The sequence below is a fragment of the Marinobacter salicampi genome (genome assembly GCF_011074795.1).
Classification (GTDB): Bacteria; Pseudomonadota; Gammaproteobacteria; order Pseudomonadales; family Oleiphilaceae; genus Marinobacter; species Marinobacter salicampi.
This window is the reverse complement of sequence record NZ_JAAMPF010000018.1, coordinates 564,084-585,061: the sequence shown is the minus strand read 5'-3', so window position 1 is coordinate 585,061 and position 20,978 is coordinate 564,084. Positions and strand designations below refer to the sequence as shown.

General features: G+C 57.5%; 17 protein-coding genes and 1 tRNA gene. 1 reads left to right on the top strand and 17 read right to left on the bottom strand.

Going from position 1 to position 20,978, the window contains the following annotated elements:
- Positions 1 to 419: 419 nt before the first annotated feature.
- The 12 genes from rpsO to ftsH all read right to left on the bottom strand — a co-directional run bounded on the left by rpsO (position 420) and on the right by ftsH (position 12,678).
- Complete coding sequence (gene rpsO, locus G7W63_RS11680; protein ID WP_166257780.1) at positions 420 to 689, bottom strand: 30S ribosomal protein S15; 270 nt, start codon at positions 687 to 689, stop codon at positions 420 to 422.
- Between the two features lie 88 nt (positions 690 to 777).
- On the bottom strand, positions 778 to 1,701 hold the full coding sequence (gene truB, locus G7W63_RS11675; protein WP_166257777.1) for a tRNA pseudouridine(55) synthase TruB: 924 nt from the start codon (positions 1,699 to 1,701) through the stop codon (positions 778 to 780).
- Positions 1,698 to 2,108 (bottom strand): 30S ribosome-binding factor RbfA, encoded by a 411-nt coding sequence (gene rbfA / locus G7W63_RS11670; protein ID WP_166257774.1) that lies wholly within the window; start codon positions 2,106 to 2,108, stop codon positions 1,698 to 1,700. The genes truB and rbfA overlap by 4 nt, the downstream gene beginning before the upstream one ends.
- A gap of 93 nt (positions 2,109 to 2,201) precedes the next feature.
- Entirely contained in the window at positions 2,202 to 4,766 is a 2,565-nt protein-coding gene (gene infB, locus G7W63_RS11665) for a translation initiation factor IF-2 (RefSeq protein ID WP_166257771.1), read from the bottom strand.
- Positions 4,767 to 4,783: 17 nt separating this feature from the next.
- Positions 4,784 to 6,277, bottom strand: a complete 1,494-nt coding sequence (gene nusA, locus G7W63_RS11660; RefSeq protein ID WP_166257768.1) for a transcription termination factor NusA — start codon at positions 6,275 to 6,277, stop codon at positions 4,784 to 4,786.
- Positions 6,278 to 6,319: 42 nt separating this feature from the next.
- The gene (gene rimP / locus G7W63_RS11655; RefSeq protein WP_166257765.1) at positions 6,320 to 6,781 is read right to left on the bottom strand and encodes a ribosome maturation factor RimP; all 462 of its coding nucleotides are present in this window, start codon (positions 6,779 to 6,781) and stop codon (positions 6,320 to 6,322) included.
- 356 nt (positions 6,782 to 7,137) lie between these two features.
- Positions 7,138 to 7,222 (bottom strand) — tRNA-Leu (locus G7W63_RS11650).
- 6 nt (positions 7,223 to 7,228) lie between these two features.
- Positions 7,229 to 7,603, bottom strand: coding sequence for a preprotein translocase subunit SecG (gene secG / locus G7W63_RS11645; protein ID WP_166257762.1), 375 nt, complete (start codon positions 7,601 to 7,603; stop codon positions 7,229 to 7,231).
- Positions 7,604 to 7,659: 56 nt separating this feature from the next.
- Positions 7,660 to 8,406, bottom strand: coding sequence for a triose-phosphate isomerase (tpiA, locus tag G7W63_RS11640; protein WP_166257759.1), 747 nt, complete (start codon positions 8,404 to 8,406; stop codon positions 7,660 to 7,662).
- 63 nt (positions 8,407 to 8,469) lie between these two features.
- Complete coding sequence (gene glmM / locus G7W63_RS11635) at positions 8,470 to 9,813, bottom strand: phosphoglucosamine mutase (RefSeq protein WP_166257756.1); 1,344 nt, start codon at positions 9,811 to 9,813, stop codon at positions 8,470 to 8,472.
- Complete coding sequence (gene folP / locus G7W63_RS11630; protein WP_166257753.1) at positions 9,810 to 10,643, bottom strand: dihydropteroate synthase; 834 nt, start codon at positions 10,641 to 10,643, stop codon at positions 9,810 to 9,812. Before folP ends, glmM begins: the two co-directional genes overlap by 4 nt.
- Before the next feature lie 88 nt (positions 10,644 to 10,731).
- Entirely contained in the window at positions 10,732 to 12,678 is a 1,947-nt protein-coding gene (gene ftsH / locus G7W63_RS11625; RefSeq protein WP_242634397.1) for an ATP-dependent zinc metalloprotease FtsH, read from the bottom strand.
- A gap of 653 nt (positions 12,679 to 13,331) precedes the next feature.
- Between ftsH and yhbY the strand changes: the two genes are divergently transcribed.
- The gene (gene yhbY / locus G7W63_RS11620; protein ID WP_166257750.1) at positions 13,332 to 13,646 is read left to right on the top strand and encodes a ribosome assembly RNA-binding protein YhbY; all 315 of its coding nucleotides are present in this window, start codon (positions 13,332 to 13,334) and stop codon (positions 13,644 to 13,646) included.
- 81 nt (positions 13,647 to 13,727) lie between these two features.
- Here yhbY and greA read toward each other — a convergent pair whose 3' ends face one another.
- From greA to dnaJ, 5 genes are all read right to left on the bottom strand, one after another.
- Positions 13,728 to 14,207 (bottom strand): transcription elongation factor GreA, encoded by a 480-nt coding sequence (greA, locus tag G7W63_RS11615; protein WP_166257747.1) that lies wholly within the window; start codon positions 14,205 to 14,207, stop codon positions 13,728 to 13,730.
- Between the two features lie 5 nt (positions 14,208 to 14,212).
- Positions 14,213 to 17,428 (bottom strand): carbamoyl-phosphate synthase large subunit, encoded by a 3,216-nt coding sequence (gene carB, locus G7W63_RS11610; protein ID WP_166257744.1) that lies wholly within the window; start codon positions 17,426 to 17,428, stop codon positions 14,213 to 14,215.
- Positions 17,429 to 17,514: 86 nt separating this feature from the next.
- Entirely contained in the window at positions 17,515 to 18,645 is a 1,131-nt protein-coding gene (carA, locus tag G7W63_RS11605) for a glutamine-hydrolyzing carbamoyl-phosphate synthase small subunit (protein ID WP_207308937.1), read from the bottom strand.
- A 285-nt stretch (positions 18,646 to 18,930) separates the two neighbouring features.
- Positions 18,931 to 19,734, bottom strand: a complete 804-nt coding sequence (gene dapB / locus G7W63_RS11600) for a 4-hydroxy-tetrahydrodipicolinate reductase (protein ID WP_242634396.1) — start codon at positions 19,732 to 19,734, stop codon at positions 18,931 to 18,933.
- 8 nt (positions 19,735 to 19,742) lie between these two features.
- Complete coding sequence (gene dnaJ, locus G7W63_RS11595; RefSeq protein WP_166257741.1) at positions 19,743 to 20,873, bottom strand: molecular chaperone DnaJ; 1,131 nt, start codon at positions 20,871 to 20,873, stop codon at positions 19,743 to 19,745.
- Between the last annotated feature and the right edge of the window lie 105 nt (positions 20,874 to 20,978).

Genomic DNA, 20,978 nt, shown 5'->3' with positions numbered 1-20,978 from the left:
CGATTCGACGCACACCAGATCAAACGGAGTCAACAAAGGCTGAACCTGCCTGAAAGCTAACAGGCTGTCGGAAAATCCCGGGCTTCGGCGCCGGGCCTTTCGACAACCTGCTATGTTTGGCTTTCGGTTACGACAGGGGCTTTTGCAAACCACCGGAAAACCGGAACGCACCGTAATGCTTGAATACTGCTTTACGCTCTACAGCCTGAGCTTCCACCCGAACACCAGTGCTGAGCACCATTGTCCGGCTCGCACCACTGTCTCGCAACACTAGGTGAAGCTTGGGTGCTGCAATTGAATGAAGGTGACGCAGGCAATACTGGCAGGCGAGAAGCACGTAAAGCGGAGACAAGCTCCGCCGTACGCAGGAAGGCGCCGCCGTAGCGACACCTTCTGACAGGTCGTCTGACCCCAAGGGCTCAGCGACGCAGACCCAAACGCTTGATCAGCTCAAGATAACGGTCAGCGTTTTTCTTCTTCAGGTAGTCAAGCAGCTTACGACGCTGGTTAACCATCCTGATCAGGCCACGGCGGGAGTGGTGATCCTGCTTGTTGGCCTTGAAGTGACCCTGCAGCTTGTCGATGTTGGCGCTCAGCAGTGCAACCTGTACTTCAGGAGAACCGGTGTCGCCTTCGGCTTGCTGGTAATCTTTAACGATCTCTGACTTCTCTGCGGCAGAAAGTGCCATAACTCACCTCATAGGATGCGATGCATATGAATTCGGCCAAACCGCGCATCTCTGCAGCTCGGCTAATCAGCGCTGGATCCCGTGGGATTCAGTCAGCTGTCTTGACCAGACGGCGAGGAGTAATTACTACCTGCTCGCCGTCCGGAATACCTTCACCCAGGCCGATAAAACGGTCTTCACCATAAAGGCGGACCGGGCCTGCGAATTCCTGGTCGGATATTCTAACGGGTTGTCCGTTCAATATCGACCGTAACCTGTCTGCGGACAGGATCAGCTCCGGAAACATGCTCAGCGCTGCATCCGGTGCCACCAACAGGGAGTCGAGGGATTCGCCCTGCTCGCGCATGGATTCGAGCCGGGCAACGGGTATGGCGTCTTCAAGGACAAAGCCCGCCGCCAGGGTCCGGCGCAAAGCCGTTACATGGGCACCACAGCCAAGGGCGTTACCAATGTCTTCCACTAGCGATCGGATATAAGTGCCCTTGGTACAGGTAACCGCAATATCAAACTCCGTGTCCCGGACCTCGAGCAGAGTCAGATCATAGATGGTCACCGGGCGCGCCGGGCGTTCAATATCGATGCCCTCACGGGCATATTCGTAAAGCGGCCGCCCTTTGTGTTTGAGGGCGGAATACATCGATGGCACCTGCTGGATCGGCCCCCGGAAATCGCCCAGGACTGCCTCCACAGCTGCCGAGTTGAGCCCTGGCGGTATCGGGGTCTCCCGCACCACCTTGCCCTCACTGTCCCCGGTCTCGGTGGTAACGCCCAGTTTTGCGGTGGCGATGTACGCCTTGTCACTGTCGAGCATGGACTGGGAAAACTTGGTGGCTTCGCCGAAGCACAGGGGAAGCACCCCGGTGGCCAGGGGATCCAGTGCGCCTGTATGGCCCGCCTTGGCTGCGCCGTACAGCGTCTTCACGTGCTGCAGGATACCGTTAGAGGTCAGGCCTGCGGGCTTGTCGATAACCAGGATGCCGTTTACGTCACGACCCTTGCGGCGTCGGCTCAAACTTCAGACTCCGGATCATCAGAACGGTCGACCGGGGCCTGACGACCCACGGCTTCGTCGATCAGTGAGTCCATGTGACGGCTTCGGCCCGGCAAGGTGTCAAAATGAAAACGCAGGTGAGGCACCATGCGGAGTTTCATGGCACGACCAATCTGGCCGCGCAAAAACCCGGCAGACTTGCGCAACACCATCAACGAATCCTGGACTTCGGCAGAGTCCTCGGTAAGGTCTTCAGTGCTTAGCAGGGACACGTAGATATCGGCATAGCCCATATCGCGGCTGACTTTAACCGCATTGATGGAAACCATCCCAAGCCGGGGGTCCTTGATGTCACGCTGGATCATTTGTGCCAGCTCACGCTGTATCTGATCGGCAATCCGATCGATACGGCTAAATTCCTTTGGCATAGTTCTGCCTATGTTGGCTCTTTAAACGCTCTTTCGACAAAATGGGGTGCCTGTTGGAGGCACCCCATTGCTTCATTTTTTCAGGCTTGATTATCAGCCCGCGGATTCAAGCTTGCGCTCAACCCGGACACGATCAAAGACTTCGATCTGGTCGCCGACCTTGACGTCATAGCCCTTGACGCCGATACCACACTCGACACCGTTGCGGACTTCCGGCACGTCGTCCTTGAAGCGGCGCAGGGATTCCAGCTCGCCTTCAAAGATCACCACGTTCTCCCGCAAGACCCGAATCGGCTTGTTACGGTAGACCGTGCCTTCAATCACCATACAGCCAGCAACCTGACCATACTTCGGAGACCGGAAAGTATCGCGCACATCGGCAATGCCAATGATGTCTTCGCGGAACTCGGGCTTCAGCATGCCGGTCAGGGCCGAGCGCACGTCATCAATCATGTTGTAGATGATGCTGTAGTAGCGCAGATCAACCCCTTCCTGCTCCACCAGACGCCGGGACGCAGTGTCCGCCCGTACGTTGAAGCCGAAGATCACCGAGTTGGTGGCGACGGCCAGACTGACATCGGTTTCGGCGATACCGCCAACCCCTGACGAGACAATCTTGACCTGAACCTCTTCGTTACCCAGGTCCTGGAGCGCCTTGGTAATAGCTTCCAGTGAGCCACGTACGTCGGTCTTGAGCACGACATTGAGAGTCTTGACCTCATCCTTGCCCATGTTCTCGAACAGGTTCTCAAGCTTGGAAGCCTGCTGACGCTGAAGCCGTTGCTCGCGCTCACGTACCTGGCGGAACTCGGCAAGCTCCTTGGCCTTGCGCTCATCCGCGACGGCGAAGAACTCATCACCGGCGTCCGGGGTACCATTAAGACCCAGGATCTCTACCGGAATGGAGGGCCCGGCCTCTTTTGATGGCTTGCCCGCTTCGTCGGTCATGGCACGAACCTTACCGAAGAAAGCGCCGGCTACCACCATGTCGCCCTGACGCAGGGTACCGTTCTGAACAAGAACGGTTGCCACCGAGCCACGACCACGTTCGAGACTGGATTCAATAACCACGCCTTTGGCCGGGGCCTTTGGCACTGCCTTGAGCTCAAGGATCTCGGACTGCAGCAATACTGCTTCCAGAAGGTCATCAATACCGTCACCGGTATGGGCCGATACCGGCACGAACTGGGTGTCTCCACCCCAGTCTTCCGGAATCACTTCCAGACCCGCAAGTTCGGTCTTGATGCGGTCAGGATCAGCGCCTTCCTTGTCCATCTTGTTGATGGCAACCACCAGCGGAACACCAGCGGAACGTGCATGCTGGACCGCTTCCTTGGTCTGAGGCATAACGCCGTCGTCCGCTGCCACCACCAGAATTACGATATCCGTGCATTGGGCGCCACGGGCACGCATGGCGGTAAACGCTGCGTGACCAGGGGTATCCAGGAACGACACCATGCCGTGTTCGGTTTCCACATGGTAGGCACCGATATGCTGGGTAATACCGCCGGACTCGCCAGAAGCCACCTTGGTGCGGCGGATGTAATCCAGCAGGGAGGTCTTGCCATGGTCAACGTGACCCATAACACTGACCACCGGGGCCCGCTTGGCGGTCTCACCTTCAAAGGAAATTTCACTCAGCACCGACTCTTCAAAGGCGTCGTCACTGACTGTTCTGGCGGTATGACCAAGATCTTCAGTGACCAGGACCGCTGTTTCCTGATCCAGGGGCTGGTTAATGGTCGCCATAACACCCATACCCATCAGGGTCTTGATAACGTCGGCCGCCTTGACCGCCATACGCTGGGCAAGCTCGCCCACTGTGATGGTCTCGGGAATTTCAACTTCTCTAACCATTGGTTTGGTTGGCCTTTCAAAGGCATGCCGCTTCTCTTTGGGCTTTTTCTTCGCCCTCAGCGGCCTGCGCAGTGTGGTGTCCTCATCGTCTTCCGTAATCACTACCGGCTCTTCAGCCGGACGATTACGGGGACCACGATGACCCGCGGATTTCTTCTTGGGTTTGCCTTCGTCAGGCTCTTCAACCCGCTCGCGCACCTTCTCTTTCTCTTTCTTTTTCTTGGGCTTGCGATCTTTGTCCTTGGCGTTCTCGGGATCTGGCGGCGGGATCGGCATATCGGCCGGGTCCAGCTCAGGTTCCGGAACCTCAGAGGCTGCCACCGGAGTCGGCTCAGCCGAATCACCCGTTACCACCTCGGCGCCCTTTTCAGCCCCAGCTTCCACCTGCATGGGCTCATCCAAAACCTGCGGTGCCGGCTCTTCCGGCGGCTGGGTTGGTTGCGGCTGCTCTGCCGCTGATGCCGGCTTCGGCTGTTCTGCTTCTGGCTCTGGCTGGGTTTCAGCCCGCTTGATGTAGGTACGCTTCTTACGCACTTCCACGTTTACTGTTTTGGCACGGCCAGCGCCGCTACCCGCTTTCAGGGTAGTGGTGGTCTTGCGCTTGAGCGTAATCTTCTGCGGTTCTGAATCAGAGTCGCCATGATTCTTACGCAGATAGGTCAGCAGCTGCTGTTTTTCATCGCTGGTCACAGAATCATTTTCCGAGCGGGCTTTCAGGCCAGCCTCTACCATCTGACGCAGCAAACGATCCACGGGAGCGCCTACATCATCGGCCAGTTGTTTTACCGTCACTTCAGCCATACTGGTCCTCCTCCCGATTAAGCCTGGTCCTGAAACCAGGGGGCACGTGCAGTCATGATAAGCTGACCCGCACGTTCGTCATTCATTCCATCAATTTCAAGCAGATCGTCCACCGACTGCTCAGCCAGATCTTCCATGGTACGGATGCCCATGCCAGCCAGCTTGAATGCCAGCGAGCGGTCCATTCCTTCCATTGTGAGAAGATCTTCTGCCGGCTCACGACCTTCAAGAGCCTCTTCACTTGCCAGCGCCTGGTTCAGCAGAGCGTCCTTGGCGCGCCGGCGGAGTTCAATCACGGTGTCTTCATCGAAGCCATCGATTGCAAGCATCTCTTCCATTGGCACATAGGCAACCTCTTCGATGGAGGTGAACCCTTCGTCAATGAGAATGCCTGCAAACTCCTCGTCCACATCGAGGTTGCCGGTAAAATGCTCCAGCAAGCGGCTTTGTTCCTGTTCCTGCTTCTCGCCGGCTTCTTCCTCGGTCATCACATTGAGGGTCCAGCCTGTCAGCTCACTGGCCAGACGGACATTCTGGCCATTACGGCCGATGGCCTGGGCGAGATTGTCTTCAGCAACCGCAACTTCCATGGTATGGCCATCCTCATCCATTACAATGGATGCGACTTCTGCCGGTGCCATGGCATTAATAACCAGCTGCGCCGGGTTATCATCCCAAAGCACAATGTCAACCCGCTCGCCGCCGAGCTCGTTGGAGACCGCCTGGACCCGGGATCCCCGCATGCCGACACAGGCACCGACCGGATCAATCCGGCGGTCGTTGGTCTTTACGGCAATTTTGGCACGGGAGCCCGGATCGCGGGCTGCGCCACGAATCTCGATCAGCTCCTCGGCAATTTCCGGAACTTCAATACGAAACAGCTCGATCAGCATGGCTGGGCTGGTCCGGCTGAGGATCAACTGAGGTCCGCGGTGGTCGGTACGAATCTCCAGCAACAGAGAGCGTATACGATCCCCCATGCGGAAAGTTTCCCGTGCGATCAACTGGTCCCGGGGTAGCAGCGCCTCAGCGTTGGCGCCCAGGTCTACGATCACATTGTCCCGGGTCACCTTCTTTACGGTACCTGAAACCAGTTCGCCAACCCGATCGCGGTAGCTGTCAACAATCTTGGAACGTTCAGCCTCGCGTACCTTCTGGAAAATGATCTGCTTCGCTGCCTGGGCGCCGATACGACCGAAAGCAACAGACTCCACCTTTTCTTCATGGGTGTCGCCGGGCTTGAGGTCTTTGTCGATTTCCTCGGCTTCCTGCATGGTCAGCTCGCTGCCAAGTGCAGGTACTGCGTCGTTGTCCACGATCAGCCAGCGCCGGAAGGTTTCATATTCCCCGGTGCGACGGTCGATAGATACCCGGATATCCGCTTCCTCGTCGTCATAGCGCTTTTTGGCGGCAGTGGCGAGAGCCAGTTCGATGGCCTCAAAAATAACATCCTTATCAACGCCTTTCTCGTTAGAGACGGCCTCGACTACCAGCAATATCTCTTTACTCATTGGATTGCCCTGCCCTTATATTTAGACTCGCAGTCAAACGATTTACTCGAATACCGGAACAATGTTCGCGCGCTCAATACTGTCAAAGGGCAACAGGTACTCGTGGTCATCTACAACCACAACCACATCCTCGCCCTCAACACCCTTGAGCAGCCCAATAAATTTACGGCGCCCTTCGAACGCCATGCGAAGACGGATCTGAACCCGGTGACCCGCAAATTCTTCATACTGTTCCAGCCGAAACAGCGGACGATCCATGCCAGGGGATGATACTTCGAGGGTGTACTCAGACTGGATGGGGTCTTCAACGTCCATAACCCCACTGACCTGGCGACTGACTTTTTCACAGTCCTCTACGCTGACACCGATCTCAGCATCATCAATAAACACTCTTAACAGGGAATGGTGTCCCTGAGAGCGAAACTCAAGTCCCCAGAATTCGTAACCCAGACCTTCAATTACCGGCCTGAGGATCGTTTCAAGTTGCTGCAACTTTGCTGACAAGTGACTTTCGTCTCCATTACGATTTTGTATGAGCCCCACAAACAAAAAAAAGGGCTGTCGATCAGCCCTTTTTATGCACCAGGGCCTGCTGCGCCAGGCCCCGTAATCAAAAAGCCCCGTAACCTCAGCCCATCGACACGCGCATAAGCGCTTCATCCGATAGCCTGCACTGGGGCTTTTTGTAGCAAGAACTAACAGGAGCCTAACCGACTACTCCTGCGACAGACACCTGGCCTGTCTTGGCGCTACCGGATACCCCGGAACCCGCACCAATAATCGCCGGAGTATAAGGACGCCGGCCGCACTGGTCAAGGACTGACCAAAAAAAACGGCTTGGAACCCCAAGCCGTTGTATATGGTGCCGAAGGCCGGACTCGAACCGGCACGGCTTTCGCCACTACCCCCTCAAGATAGCGTGTCTACCAGTTCCACCACTTCGGCAAAAACTCACTCGAGATCAGGGAGGCCGGAACCTTCCCCGCTCTCATCTTCGCTTCCGGCAGCATCGTCAGCAGACCGCTGATCGGCTGGCGAACGGGATTCCTGTACTTGCGGAATACCGGCCTCACCTGCGACTTCAGCGCGCTGCTTAGCAAATATTGCCAGCGAAAAACTCGTTACAAAAAACAGGATCGCCAGGAACGTTGTTGCGCGGGTCAAAAAGCTACCGCTACCCTGGCTACCGAATACTGTCTGCGAGGCACCACCACCGAAAGCGGCACCGGCATCTGCACCCTTACCTTGTTGGATCAGCACGAGACCCACCAGCGCCACTGCGATCACGACGTGTGCAACAACTACCAGTGTTTCGACCAAATCCATAGAAACTCTCTTAAAGCGTTAGCCTGTAAACCTCTCACCCTGCCCGAAACCTGACCTCAGGCTGACTGGCAGATGCGAACAAAATCGTCTGCCTTAAGCGATGCGCCGCCTATCAGGCCGCCATCGATGTCAGGCTGTGCAAATAACTCGGCGGCATTATCAGGCTTAACACTTCCGCCGTAAAGCAGAGGAACCGTGTCAGCCGGTGCGCCGAGCCTGGCAAGCAAGTCCCGGATTTCCCGGTGCATCCGCTGGGCATCTTCAGCGGTTGCCGTCTTGCCGGTCCCTATTGCCCAGACAGGCTCATAGGCAACCACAATATTTTTCCAGTCATCAGGCCCTATACCGGCAAGCGCCTTCTCAACCTGGCCACAGACCACATCGACCGCATGACCCGCGTCCCGCTCATCAAGTGTTTCCCCCACACACACCAGGGGGGATAGACCGTGAGCCAGAGCTTTGGCAACCTTCTCAGAGACCACTTCATCGGTCTCGCCGAAAAGCTGCCGGCGTTCCGAGTGGCCGATCAGAACGTAACTGGCGCCCACGTCTGCTGCCATCGCTGCAGATAGCTCACCAGTAACGGCGCCGTCCTCCCACTGGGAGACATTTTGGACACCCAACTCAAACCCGGAACCGATTTCGCGATGCACATCCCGCAGATAAAGCGCGGGTGGAATGATAACAACCTTTACGCCATTATCAAGCTTTGCAAGCTGTGCTTTTATCTCACCGGTCAACTCTTTAACCAGGTCCAGGGACCCGTTCATCTTCCAGTTTGCAGCAACTATTTTATGTGACATATCGGACCCCCAACTCAAGGGAGGCGAAACTATACAGCACTCGCCCGACGCAGACAACCAGATTCAGGGCTGAGATATCGTCACCTGCTCTGCCAGCTCTTCAGCCACCCGGCGAATGACGTTTTCGTCCTGGCCCTCTGCCATTACCCGTATCAGCGGCTCGGTGCCCGAAGCCCGCAGCAGAATGCGCCCGGTGGTGCCCAGATGTTTTTCGGCGCTGCGTACCGCATCAGTAATAGCCGGCCTTGAGAACGGATCAAAGCGCTGAGCAACCCTGACATTAATCATGGTCTGGGGCAGCTTGGTCATGCCACTGCGCAATTCTGATAGGCTCTGCCCGGAACGCCAGACGGCCAGCAATACCTGCAGGGCGGACACGATTCCGTCACCGGTGGATGTGCAGTCGCGCAAGACGAGATGTCCTGAGCCCTCGCCACCCAGCACCCAACCACGCTCTACAAGACGTTCCATTACGTAGCGGTCGCCCACCTTGGCACGCTCGAAGTCGATCCCCAGGTCCTGGAGCGCAAGCTCGACACCCAAGTTGGTCATCAGGGTACCTACAACTCCGCCCCGCAAGGTGCCGGACTTCCTTCGCTGGGACGCTATCACGAACAGCAACTCATCGCCGTCCACCTCGGAACCGTCCCTATCCACCATCAGGACCCGGTCACCGTCGCCATCAAAGGCAATTCCTAGATCGGCCCCTTTTTCGACAACCGCCTGGCGTAACGCGCCCATATGAGTGGAGCCCACGTTCAGGTTGATATTCAAGCCGTCGGGGTCTGCGCCGATTACTGAAACCCTCGCGCCCAACTCCCTGAACACCTTGGGCGCCACGTGATAAGTCGCACCATGGGCGCAGTCCAGAACAATCTTCATGCCCTCCAGGGTAAATTCATTGGGAACCGTACTCTTGCAGAATTCCACATAGCGCCCGGGCGCATCATCAACCCGGAAGGCCTTGCCAAGCTCTGCGGACTGGCAGACTTCAATAGGCCGGTCGAGCCAGCGCTCAATCTCGGATTCGAGATCGTCGCTGAGCTTGGTGCCGGCAGCGGAAAAAAACTTGATGCCATTGTCGTGATGCGGATTATGGGACGCACTGATGACAATGCCCGCGGACGCCCGGAAGGTGCGGGTCAGATAGGCTATGGCTGGGGTGGGCATTGGGCCCAGCAGTTTTACGTCCACGCCGGCGGCTGACAGGCCGGCTTCCAGGGCGGATTCAAACATATAGCCAGACAGCCGCGTATCCTTGCCGATCATCACACTGTTACGCTGGCCGTCGCGCTTGAATGCCTGGCCTGCAGCCCAACCCAGGTGCAACATGAAATCCGGCGTGATGGGTGACTCGCCTACCCTGCCGCGAATACCGTCTGTCCCGAAGTACTTCCGTTCGCTCATACGTCTGACTCCTCCATGGCCGACACCACTTTGATGACGTCGACAGTTTCCCTGACATCGTGGACACGAATAATTGACGCACCCTTTATCGCGGCTATTGTCGCGACTGCGAGGCTGGCAGGCAACCTTTCCGAAACCTCCCGCCCGGTAATCTCACCAAGCATGCTCTTCCTGGACATACCCACCAGCAGGGGGTAACCCAGCGCACGCATCTGGCCTAGGGCCTTTAGCAGCTCAAGATTGTGACCAAGGGTTTTACCAAAACCAAAGCCAGGGTCCAACAGGAGCCTGGTTGCGTCTATTCCTGCACGCTCAACCACGCGAACACGTTCCATAAGAAAACCGGTCACTTCCCGTACCACGCTCGAATACCGGGGGTACGATTGCATGGTATCGGGCTTCCCCTGCATGTGCATGAGGCAAACCGGAAGCCCTGAGGTTACAGCGGCCTCCAGGGCGCCCTCCCTCTGCAAAGCCCTAACGTCGTTGATCATACCCGCCCCCAGGCGCTTGCTCTCGCCCATGACCTCAGGAGTACTGGTATCAACGGATATGACCACGTTGATCTCGGCCCTGATGGCTTCCACAACGGGACAGACGCGGTCCAGCTCTTCCTGAACGGATACGGGCCGCGCACCGGGGCGAGTGGACTCGCCACCGACGTCGATAATCGCGGCGCCTTCTGCCACTAGCCTGTGGGCATGTGCCAGAGCGGAATCGAGCCGGCTGAAATGGCCGCCATCGGAGAATGAGTCAGGCGTCACATTGAGCACCCCCATGACGTGACAACGGGTCATATCGAGAGAATGCCCGGCGAAATCCATGTTCATGACAGAATCCTGAAATTATCGTAACAGAAACAAAAAAGCGCCGCCCAACAGGACGGCGCTTTCTATAAACGCTTGGGATCACACTAGATCAGTGCTCACCCGCTGGTCGCCCAACTCCGCCAGATTGGCGATCATCGGAATCCCGCGGTGCATGCTCCTTTTCGGAGTCATCACTGGATGGAATCCCCCCGCCCGGGCCGCTGTCATTCCAGCCTTTGGGCGGCCGCGGCGTCCGACCTTCCATGATGTCATCAATCTGATGACGGTCAATGGTCTCGTAACGCATCAGGGTGTCGGCCATAACATCCAGCTTATCGCGGTTGTCGATCAGCATCTGCCTGGCTCGCTCATAACAGGTATCGATTATGTTGCGAACCTCTTCATCGATGCGCTGAGCAGTCTCAGGCGAGTAAATCGTCTGGGACTGGCCTGCCGAGCGGCCCAGGAACGGCTCCTCGCTGTCAGTATCATACTGGAGCGGACCCAGTTTTTCCGACAGACCCCAACGGGTCACCATATTGCGCGCCAACTCAGTAGCACGCTTGATGTCATTGGAGGCACCCGTGGTCACGCCGTCCGCACCCAGCGTCAGCTCTTCGGCGATACGGCCGCCGAACAGACTGCAGATCTGACTGATCAGGAAGCGCTTGCTGTGGCTGTACTTGTCCTCTTCCGGCAGGAACATGGTGACACCCAGGGCCCGGCCGCGAGGAATGATACTTACCTTGTACACCGGATCATGCTCGGGACTCAGCCGCCCGATAATGGCGTGTCCAGATTCATGGTAAGCCGTGTTGAGCTTCTCTTTTTCGTTCATGACCATGGATTTGCGCTCCGCGCCCATCATGATCTTGTCTTTGGCCAGCTCCAGCTCCTCCATAGATACCAGGCGCTGATTCCGTCGGGCAGCAAACAGCGCTGCCTCATTGATCAGGTTTGCCAGGTCAGCACCGGAGAAGCCAGGGGTACCGCGGGCAATGACATGCGGTTCGATCCCGTCGGCCAGAGGCACTTTCTTCATATGAACCTTGAGGATCTGTTCGCGGCCGATAATGTCCGGCAGGCTAACCACCACCTGACGGTCAAAACGACCGGGTCGGAGCAGCGCCGGGTCAAGCACGTCCGGCCGGTTGGTAGCCGCGATGACAATTACGCCCTCGTTACCCTCGAACCCATCCATTTCCACCAGCAACTGGTTCAGGGTCTGCTCGCGCTCATCGTGACCGCCACCCATGCCAGCGCCACGATGACGACCCACGGCATCAATCTCGTCGATAAAGATAATGCAGGGACTTTGTTTCTTGGCCTGTTCAAACATATCGCGAACCCGCGAGGCGCCAACACCGACGAACATTTCCACGAAATCCGAGCCTGAGATGGAGAAAAACGGCACCTTGGCCTCACCAGCGATGGCCTTTGCGAGCAGGGTCTTACCTGTGCCCGGAGGACCTACCATCAGCACGCCTTTCGGAATACGACCGCCCAGGCGCTGAAACTTGCTGGGATCCTTAAGGAAATCAACAATCTCCTTAACATCCTCCTTGGCTTCATCGACACCCGCTACATCACCGAAGGTGGTCTTGATCTGGTCCTCGCTCATCAGGCGGGCCTTGCTCTTGCCAAAGGACATGGGGCCTTTGCCACCACCTCCGCCCTGCATCTGCCGCATGAAGAACACGAACAGTGCAATGATGATCAGAATCGGGAAAGCCGCAACCAATAGCTGAGTCCAGATACTCTGGCGCTCTGGCTCTTTACCGACGATTTCAACGTCGTTAGCCAGCAGATCGTCCATCAGCTTGTTGTCGGGCACTTGTGGGCGAATGGTCTCAAACTGGGAGTTATCCATTCGGGTGCCTTGGATTTCCAGCCCGTCGATGGTTACCTCGCGGACTTGACCCTGTTGCACCAACTCCACAAATTGGGAGTAATTAACTTGTTGACCGCTGGTTGTCGGTGAAAAGTTCTGAAACACCATCAGCAGTACGGCGGCTATTATCAGCCAGAGAACCAGATTTTTTGCCATATCGTTCAAGGATCGTCACCTGTGAATTGAAAGGTCGCGCGTCAGACAGACCTCTTTCGACACCTTACACTAGTTATACGTCTGTCCACCAGAAACAGCCCAGCCCAGGTCTAGGAAAGCGGGCTGCCTACAAGGTTCCGACTCATCCTTTGAATCCCTTGCTAACCTGGTAAATCTCTTTTGAGCGGAGAACGAACGAATCCGGCCTCCAGCTCAAGACACCGGCCTGATACCGAAACCAGAACACTGGCATTCGGAATATCCACCACCGCTATAACACTCATATTGGGCGCCAAATTCTAAATTACAACGCCAGTCTGCGAATCAGCCCTCAGAGTTGGCCATTCAGCGCGAACCGACCCACTACTGAGAATCACCCCGGAAAACTATTGTCGGGGCGGGTCCAAGGTCTGACCCAGGCCGGCAACGGTCGGCCAGCCCTGTTCTGACCAAGACTTTGCCGAAACGTTCCGCAGACCAGCTATCGCTTTTATTCAGCCCGGCTGCCACTACCCGACCCGACTGTCGGACGTGACCCGACCCGGTACGTGGTATCGACGATTATTCCCGGCCACTAGTCTGTTACAATCCCTGCATTATATAACGCAGGCCCTGGCGGTACTGCAGACATAGATCAATTACAGTCATTGAGAGATTGCATTATGAGCCTGTCGCCCGAACAGCGTCGTGAATACCGCGGCATAGCCCACCACCTTAAACCCGTGATCATTATCGGTGATAAAGGCTTGACCGAGGGCCTGCAACAGGAACTGGAGCGGGCTCTCAACGATCATGAACTGATCAAGATCAAGGTGGCGAGTCCAGACAGAGACCGGCGCCAGGAGGCGGTCGCCGCCCTGTGCGAGGCGTCCGGTGCCGAACTGGTACAGACCATCGGCAAAATTGCCGTGATCATGCGCCGCGCCTCCAAACCGAACCCTAAGCTGTCCAACCTTCAGCGTTACAGGCAAGCCTAAGCCCAAAGCCTATTCGCGGACCCTGAGGCTCAAAAAAAAGCCGGCCCGGTTCTACCGGGCCGGCTTTTTTAACTGACAGACCTACAGGTGTTCGACCGTCTCAATCTCATATTCTACGGTGCCGGACGGAACCCGAATGGCCACCACATCGCCTTCGCTCTTGCCAATCAGGGCGCGAGCAATAGGTGACGACACCGAGAGCTTGCCTGCCTTGATATCGGCCTCATCTTCGCCGCAGATCTGGTAAGTTACCTGCTCTTCGGTGTCAAGGTTATACAGCTTTACGGTAACCCCGAAGATGACTTTGCCCGTGTTTTCGATGTTGTTCACATCGATAACCTGGGCCGCTGACAGCTTGGACTCGATTTCCTGGATCCGGCCTTCGATAAAGCTCTGCTGTTCGCGGGCGGCATGATACTCAGCGTTTTCCTTCAGATCGCCGTGTTCGCGGGCATCCGAAATCGCCTGAATCACCCGCGGACGCTCTACGGATTTCAGCTGTTTGAGCTCATTGCGCAGGCTGGCTTCGCCATCGACGGTCATGGGTACTCTGGTGGTCATAACGTTCACTTTCCTGCGTGCAGTTCCTGGAGCCGGCGTACCGTGCGTTCAGGACCGAATTTAATGGCTCGACAGAAGGCCTCGCCTCCTGCCAGCGTGGTGGTATAGGTCACTTTGTGACGAAGCGCCGACTGGCGGATCTGGGACGAATCCGAGATCGCCTTGCGGCCTTCTGTGGTATTGATAATCAACTGGACCTGCCCGTTCTTGATGTCATCCACAATATGCGGACGCCCTTCCCGGACCTTGTTCACCCGCTCTACTTCAATGCCTTCTGCCTTAAGGGCTTTGGCAGTTCCTGTGGTGGCGACCAAACGGAAGCCAGCGGCAATCAGGTCTCGCCCAAGGCGCATTGCACCAGCCTTGTCGACATCCCTCACCGAAATGAACGCGGTACCGGTCTCAGGCAAACGCTCTCCAGCAGCCAGGGCGGCCTTGGCGAAGGCTTCGTCAAAGCTGTCGCCCAGGCCCATCACTTCACCGGTGGACTTCATCTCGGGCCCAAGGATGGGATCGACCGCCGGGAACTTGCCAAACGGGAAAACAGATTCCTTCACCGCATAGTAAGACGGAATAATCTCCTGGGTGAAGCCCTGTTCCGCCAGGGAGGTCCCGGCCATACACCGCGCGGCTATCTTGGCCAGAGAGACGCCGATGGCCTTGGACACAAAAGGCACGGTACGGGAGGCCCGCGGGTTCACTTCGATCACATAGACCTTGTCATCCTGCCAGGCGAGCTGGACGTTCATCAAGCCGACCACATCCAGTTCCAGGGCCATCTTGCGGACAATTTCACGCATTTCGTCCTGGACCTTTTGCGATAAGGAGTATGGTGGCAGTGAGCAGGCCGAGTCACCGGAGTGGACGCCCGCCTGTTCGATGTGCTGCATGATGCCGCCGATGACCACATCCTTGCCATCACAGATGGCGTCGATATCCACCTCGATGGCGGCGTTCAGGAAGTGATCCAGCAGGACCGGGCTGTCGTTGGAAACCAGCACCGCGTTGCGCATGTAGCGCACCAGCTCTTCCTCGTTGTAGACGATTTCCATGGCACGGCCACCCAGCACGTAGGAGGGCCGCACCACCAGCGGGTAACCGATCTCACGGGCGGCCACAATGCCCTCTTCATGGCTACGGACGGTGGCATTTTCCGGCTGCAGCAGATTCAGCCGCGTGATCATCTGCTGGAAGCGCTCGCGGTCCTCGGCACGGTCGATGGCATCGGGACTGGTGCCGATAATGGGCACACCGGCCGCCTCCAGGCCCCGGGCCAGTTTCAGCGGGGTCTGGCCGCCGTACTGGACGATGACGCCCTGGGGCTTTTCGACATGGATGATCTCCAGCACGTCCTCAAGGGTGATGGGCTCGAAGTAAAGCCTGTCGGAGGTATCGTAATCGGTGGAAACCGTTTCCGGATTGCAGTTGATCATGATGGTTTCGTAGCCGTCCTCGCGCATGGCAAAGGCGGCATGAACACAGCAGTAATCAAACTCGATACCCTGACCGATCCGGTTGGGGCCACCGCCAATCACCACAATCTTGTCGCGGTCGGAAGGCGCGGCCTCACACTCTTCTTCATAGGTTGAGTACATATAGGCGGTCGACGACGCAAACTCGGCGGCGCAGGTATCCACCCGCTTGTAAACCGGACGGATACCCAACTCGTGGCGAAGCTTACGCAGGCTTGCCTCCGAGATACCCAGCAGTTTTGCCAGCCGGCCATCCGCAAAACCCTTGCGCTTGAGACGGAACAGGGTGGCATGGTCGATATCGGCCTTGCCCGCAGACTTCAGGACCGCCTCTTCCCGGATCAGGTCTTCGATCTGGACCAGGTACCAGGGATCGACCTTGGTATGCTGGAACACCTCATCCACGGTCATGCCGTGGCGGAAGGCGTCGCCGATGTACCAGATGCGCTCGGCGCCCGGCACGTTGAGTTCCTGGATCAGCGTTTCGCGGCCATCCTCGGTACTCAGGTCAACCTTTTCCTCAAACCCTTCAGACCCCACCTCAAGGCCACGGAGCGCCTTTTGCAATGACTCCTGGAACGTACGGCCAATAGCCATGACTTCGCCAACCGATTTCATCTGGGTGGTGAGGCGGGCATCTGCCTGGGGGAACTTCTCAAAGGTGAAGCGGGGGATCTTGGTGACCACATAGTCAATGCTCGGCTCGAACGAAGCCGGGGTGGTGCCGCCGGTAATATCGTTCTGCAGTTCGTCCAGGGTATAACCCACTGCCAGCTTGGCTGCCACCTTGGCAATGGGGAAGCCGGTCGCCTTGGAGGCCAGGGCCGAGGAGCGGGAAACCCTCGGATTCATCTCGATCACGACCATGCGCCCGGTCTCGGGATTGATGCCAAACTGGACGTTGGAGCCGCCGGTTTCAACCCCGATTTCACGCAGAACCGCCAGCGAGGCGTTCCGCATGATCTGGTATTCCTTGTCGGTCAGGGTCTGGGCTGGCGCTACCGTAATGGAATCACCGGTATGCACGCCCATGGCGTCGAAGTTTTCGATGGCGCAGACAATGATGCAATTGTCCTTGTGGTCCCGCACCACCTCCATCTCGTATTCTTTCCAGCCGATGAGTGACTCGTCGATCAGCAGCTCTTTGGTGGGCGATAGGTCGAGGCCACGGGTACAGATTTCCTCGAACTCGTCCCGGTTATAGGCGATACCGCCCCCGGAACCGCCCATCGTGAACGATGGACGGATGATACAGGGGAAGCCAATGCTGTCGAGAACCTGGAAGGCCTCTTCCATGGAATGCGCCATGGCGGCGCGGGGGCAATCCAGGCCAATGGATTTCATGGCCTTGTCAAAACGTTCACGGTCTTCCGCTTTATCAATGGTGTCCGCATTGGCACCGATCATTTCGACCCCGTGCTCGGCCAGAACCCCATGCTTTTCCAGATCCAGGGCACAATTCAGTGCTGTCTGGCCACCCATGGTAGGCAGCAGGGCATCGGGCTTCTCGCGCTCGATGATCTTGGCGACGGTTTTCCAGGTGATCGGCTCGATATAGGTGGCATCGGCCATGGCCGGGTCGGTCATTATGGTCGCCGGGTTGGAGTTCACCAGGATGACCCGAAAGCCTTCCTCGCGCAGGGCCTTGCAGGCCTGGGCGCCGGAATAGTCGAACTCACACGCCTGGCCAATGACGATGGGGCCGGCACCCAGGATCAGGATGCTTTTGATGTCGGTACGTTTTGGCATTTCGTTGTAAACCTGTCAGCAACTATTAAGTTCGTGCAGCGTAAAGACCATGCTGCGACGTAATCGGACCGTGTTCAGGTGAGCGGTCAGGCCACTCGCTCTTCCATCAGCTGGATGAACTGATCAAACAGAGGCGCCACATCGTTGGGTCCCGGGCTCGCTTCCGGGTGGCCCTGGAAGCTGAAAGCCGGCTTGTCAGTGCGACGGATACCTTGCAGCGTGCCGTCAAACAGGGACTTGTGCGTAGCCGCGAGATTGGCGGGCAGCGTAGCCTCATCCACCGCAAAGCCGTGGTTCTGACTGGTAATCATCACGGTACCGTCCGCCATGTTCTGGACCGGGTGGTTGGCGCCGTGGTGGCCATGCCCCATCTTCACCGTCCGGGCGCCACTGGCCAGGGCCAGCAACTGGTGACCCAGGCATATCCCGAACACGGGGATATCGGTCTCCAGCACATCCTGGATGGCCTTGATGGCATAGTCACAGGGTTCAGGATCGCCCGGCCCGTTGGACAGAAAAATCCCGTCAGGGGACATGGCCAGCACATCGGACGCTGGCGTCCTGGCGGGCACAATGGTCACGTCGCAGCCGCGGGCCGTCAGCATCCGAAGGATATTGAGCTTGATTCCGTAATCCCAGGCGACGACCTTGAACCGGCTTTCGCCCTGGTTGGCATAGCCTGAATCAAGGTCCCACTCGGCCTGGCGCCAGTACCATGTTTCCTTGGCGCTGGCTTCCTGGGCCAGGTCCATTCCCTTGATACCAGGAAAGGACTGCGCCACTTCGATGGCCCGCTCCGGGGTTATGTCCGCGCCTGCGATAATGGCACCGGCCTGGGCGCCCTTGTCCCGCAGAAGACGGGTCAGGCGGCGGGTGTCAATGCCGGCGATACCGATCACGTTGCTGTCTCGCAGGTACTGATCCAGTGTCCGGGTGCTGCGCCAGTTACTGGCCATCAGGGGCAGATCCCGGATGACCAGTCCGGCGGCCTGAATACGGTCGGACTCGACATCTTCTTCGTTAATGCCGGTGTTGCCAATATGAGGATAAGTCAGTGTGACGATCTGTCGACAATAGGACGGGTCGGTCAGAATTTCCTGATAGCCGGTCATGGCGGTGTTGAAGACAACCTCGCCACTGGTCTCTCCGTCAGCGCCAATTGCGATACCGTGGAAGAGGCTTCCGTCTGCAAGTGCAAGTATTGCTGGGGTACTCAAGGCTTGTATCCTCATCAAGTGGCGTATCGTCAGTTCCGAATCAGGCCTGCCGGCAAACGACAGACTCGAGTCACGACCTGGAAACGTAAGGGAACTCAAGCGCAAATTCAGGTCGCAAAAAAGCGAGAGGGAGTTTTTCACTCCGTCCCGCTTTGGTGTTGCCAGCTTTTCAGGCTACGCTTGGTGCAGTTAAACCGCCTTATTGTAAAAAATATGGGCGGTCGTGTCCATGGCAAATGATGGCTAGGGGCCGACTGAGCGCAGCTCCGACCCCCAAACAGGCGTTTACCTGAGTGCCAGCACATCCTGCATGTCATAAAGCCCAGCCGGCTTTTCTGCCAACCATTCCGCGGCTCGCATGGCGCCCTTGGCGAAGGTCATGCGACTGCTGGCCTTGTGGGTAATCTCGATACGCTCGCCAATGCCTGCGAACAGAACCGTGTGATCGCCAACCACATCGCCCGCCCTGACCGTCTCAAAGCCGATCTCGGTTCGTGAGCGTTCGCCGGTGAACCCTTCCCGTCCGTAAACTGCGCAATCATTCAGGTCCCGCCCAAGGGCTTCGGCAACCACTTCACCCATGCGCAGCGCTGTGCCAGAGGGCGCATCCTTCTTGTGACGATGGTGGGTCTCAATGATTTCAACATCGTAGTCGTCCCCCAACACACGGGCGGCCGTCTTGAGCAGGTTGAGGGCCACATTCACCCCCACACTCATGTTGGGTGCGAAAACCACCGGTACAGTCTCTGCTGCCTGGGCCACCTGGGCCTTTTCGGCCCCGGTAAGGCCGGTGGTGCCGATAACCATCTGCTTGCCATGGGCCTGACAGACGGCAAGGTTTGCCAGGGTCAGATCCGGAAACGTGAAGTCAACCAGCACATCAAAGTCGTCCAGCACGTCGTCCAGGCGGCCGGCAACAGCCACGTCGAGCCGACCAACACCCGCCATCTCGCCTGCATCAACCCCAAGCAAAGAGCTTTCGGGATGCACGATAGCCGCTCCCAGGGCAAGGCCCTCGGCGTCCTGCACCGCCTCAATCAAAACCTTGCCCATCCGGCCAGCTGCCCCGGTAATCGCGACCCGTATCATGGCTTTCCTCAGAATTTCATTTCGTCGAAGAAACTTTTAACACCCGCGAACCAGGAGGATTTCTTGGGTCCATGGTCACTGCCATTAGTGCCAGTCAGGGTATCCTGAAGCTCCTCAAGCAGCTCTTTCTGGTGCTTCGTGAGGTTGACCGGCGTCTCCACTACAACCCGGCACAGAAGATCACCGGCAGGGCCTCCTCGAACCGGACTCACACCCTTGTTGCGCAGACGGAAGAGTTTGCCGGTCTGGGTCTCGGGCGGAATCTTGAGCTTGACCCTGCCGTCGAGCGTGGGTACCTCCAGTTCGCCTCCGAGGGCGGCATCCACGATGCTGATCGGCACTTCACAATAGAGATTGCGGCCGTCACGGGTGAAGATTGAATGTTCACGAACAGCGATCTGGACGTACAGATCCCCTGGGGGCCCGCCCTCGATACCCATCTCGCCCTCACCGGACAAGCGGATCCGGTCACCGGTGTCCACCCCTGGCGGCACCTTCACTGACAGGGTCTTCTGTTCTTCAACGCGGCCGGCACCACGGCATACCTTGCATGGGTTCTTGATTACCTTGCCGGCACCGCGGCAGGTCGGACACGCCTGCTGGACAGTAAAGAAGCCCTGCTGCATGCGCACCTGGCCCATGCCGTTACAGGTACCGCAGGCCTCCGGACGGGAACCCTTCTCGGCGCCGGAGCCGTCGCAGGCCTCACATGCTACATGACCCGGAACCCGGATCTTGACCGTGGTGCCCTTGACGGCTTCTTCCAGGTCCAGCTCCAGGGTGTAGCGCAGGTCTGCGCCACGGGTATTGCGGCCGCGGCCACCACCGCCGCCAAAGATGTCACCAAAAACATCCCCAAAGATATCTGAGAAACTACCAGCGCCACCGCCAAAGCCACCTGCCCCTGCCTGTCCGTCAACGCCAGCATGACCAAACTGGTCGTAGGCGCCGCGCTTGTTCGCGTCGCACAGCACTTCGTAGGCTTCGCTGGCTTCCTTGAACTTGTTATCGGAGTCGGCATCATCCGGATTACGATCAGGGTGATACTTCATCGCAAGCTTGCGATAGGCTCGTTTGATCTCTTTTTCATCAGCATCCCGGGCAACCCCGAGGATCTCGTAATAATCGCGCTTGGCCATACTAAAAACCCTGTTTCGGCCCCTATTTAGAGAGACTCACAACCTGTTATCTGTATACGGAAAAAACGCGAGGAGCCTGACCCCCCGCGTTTTAATTACCGATCA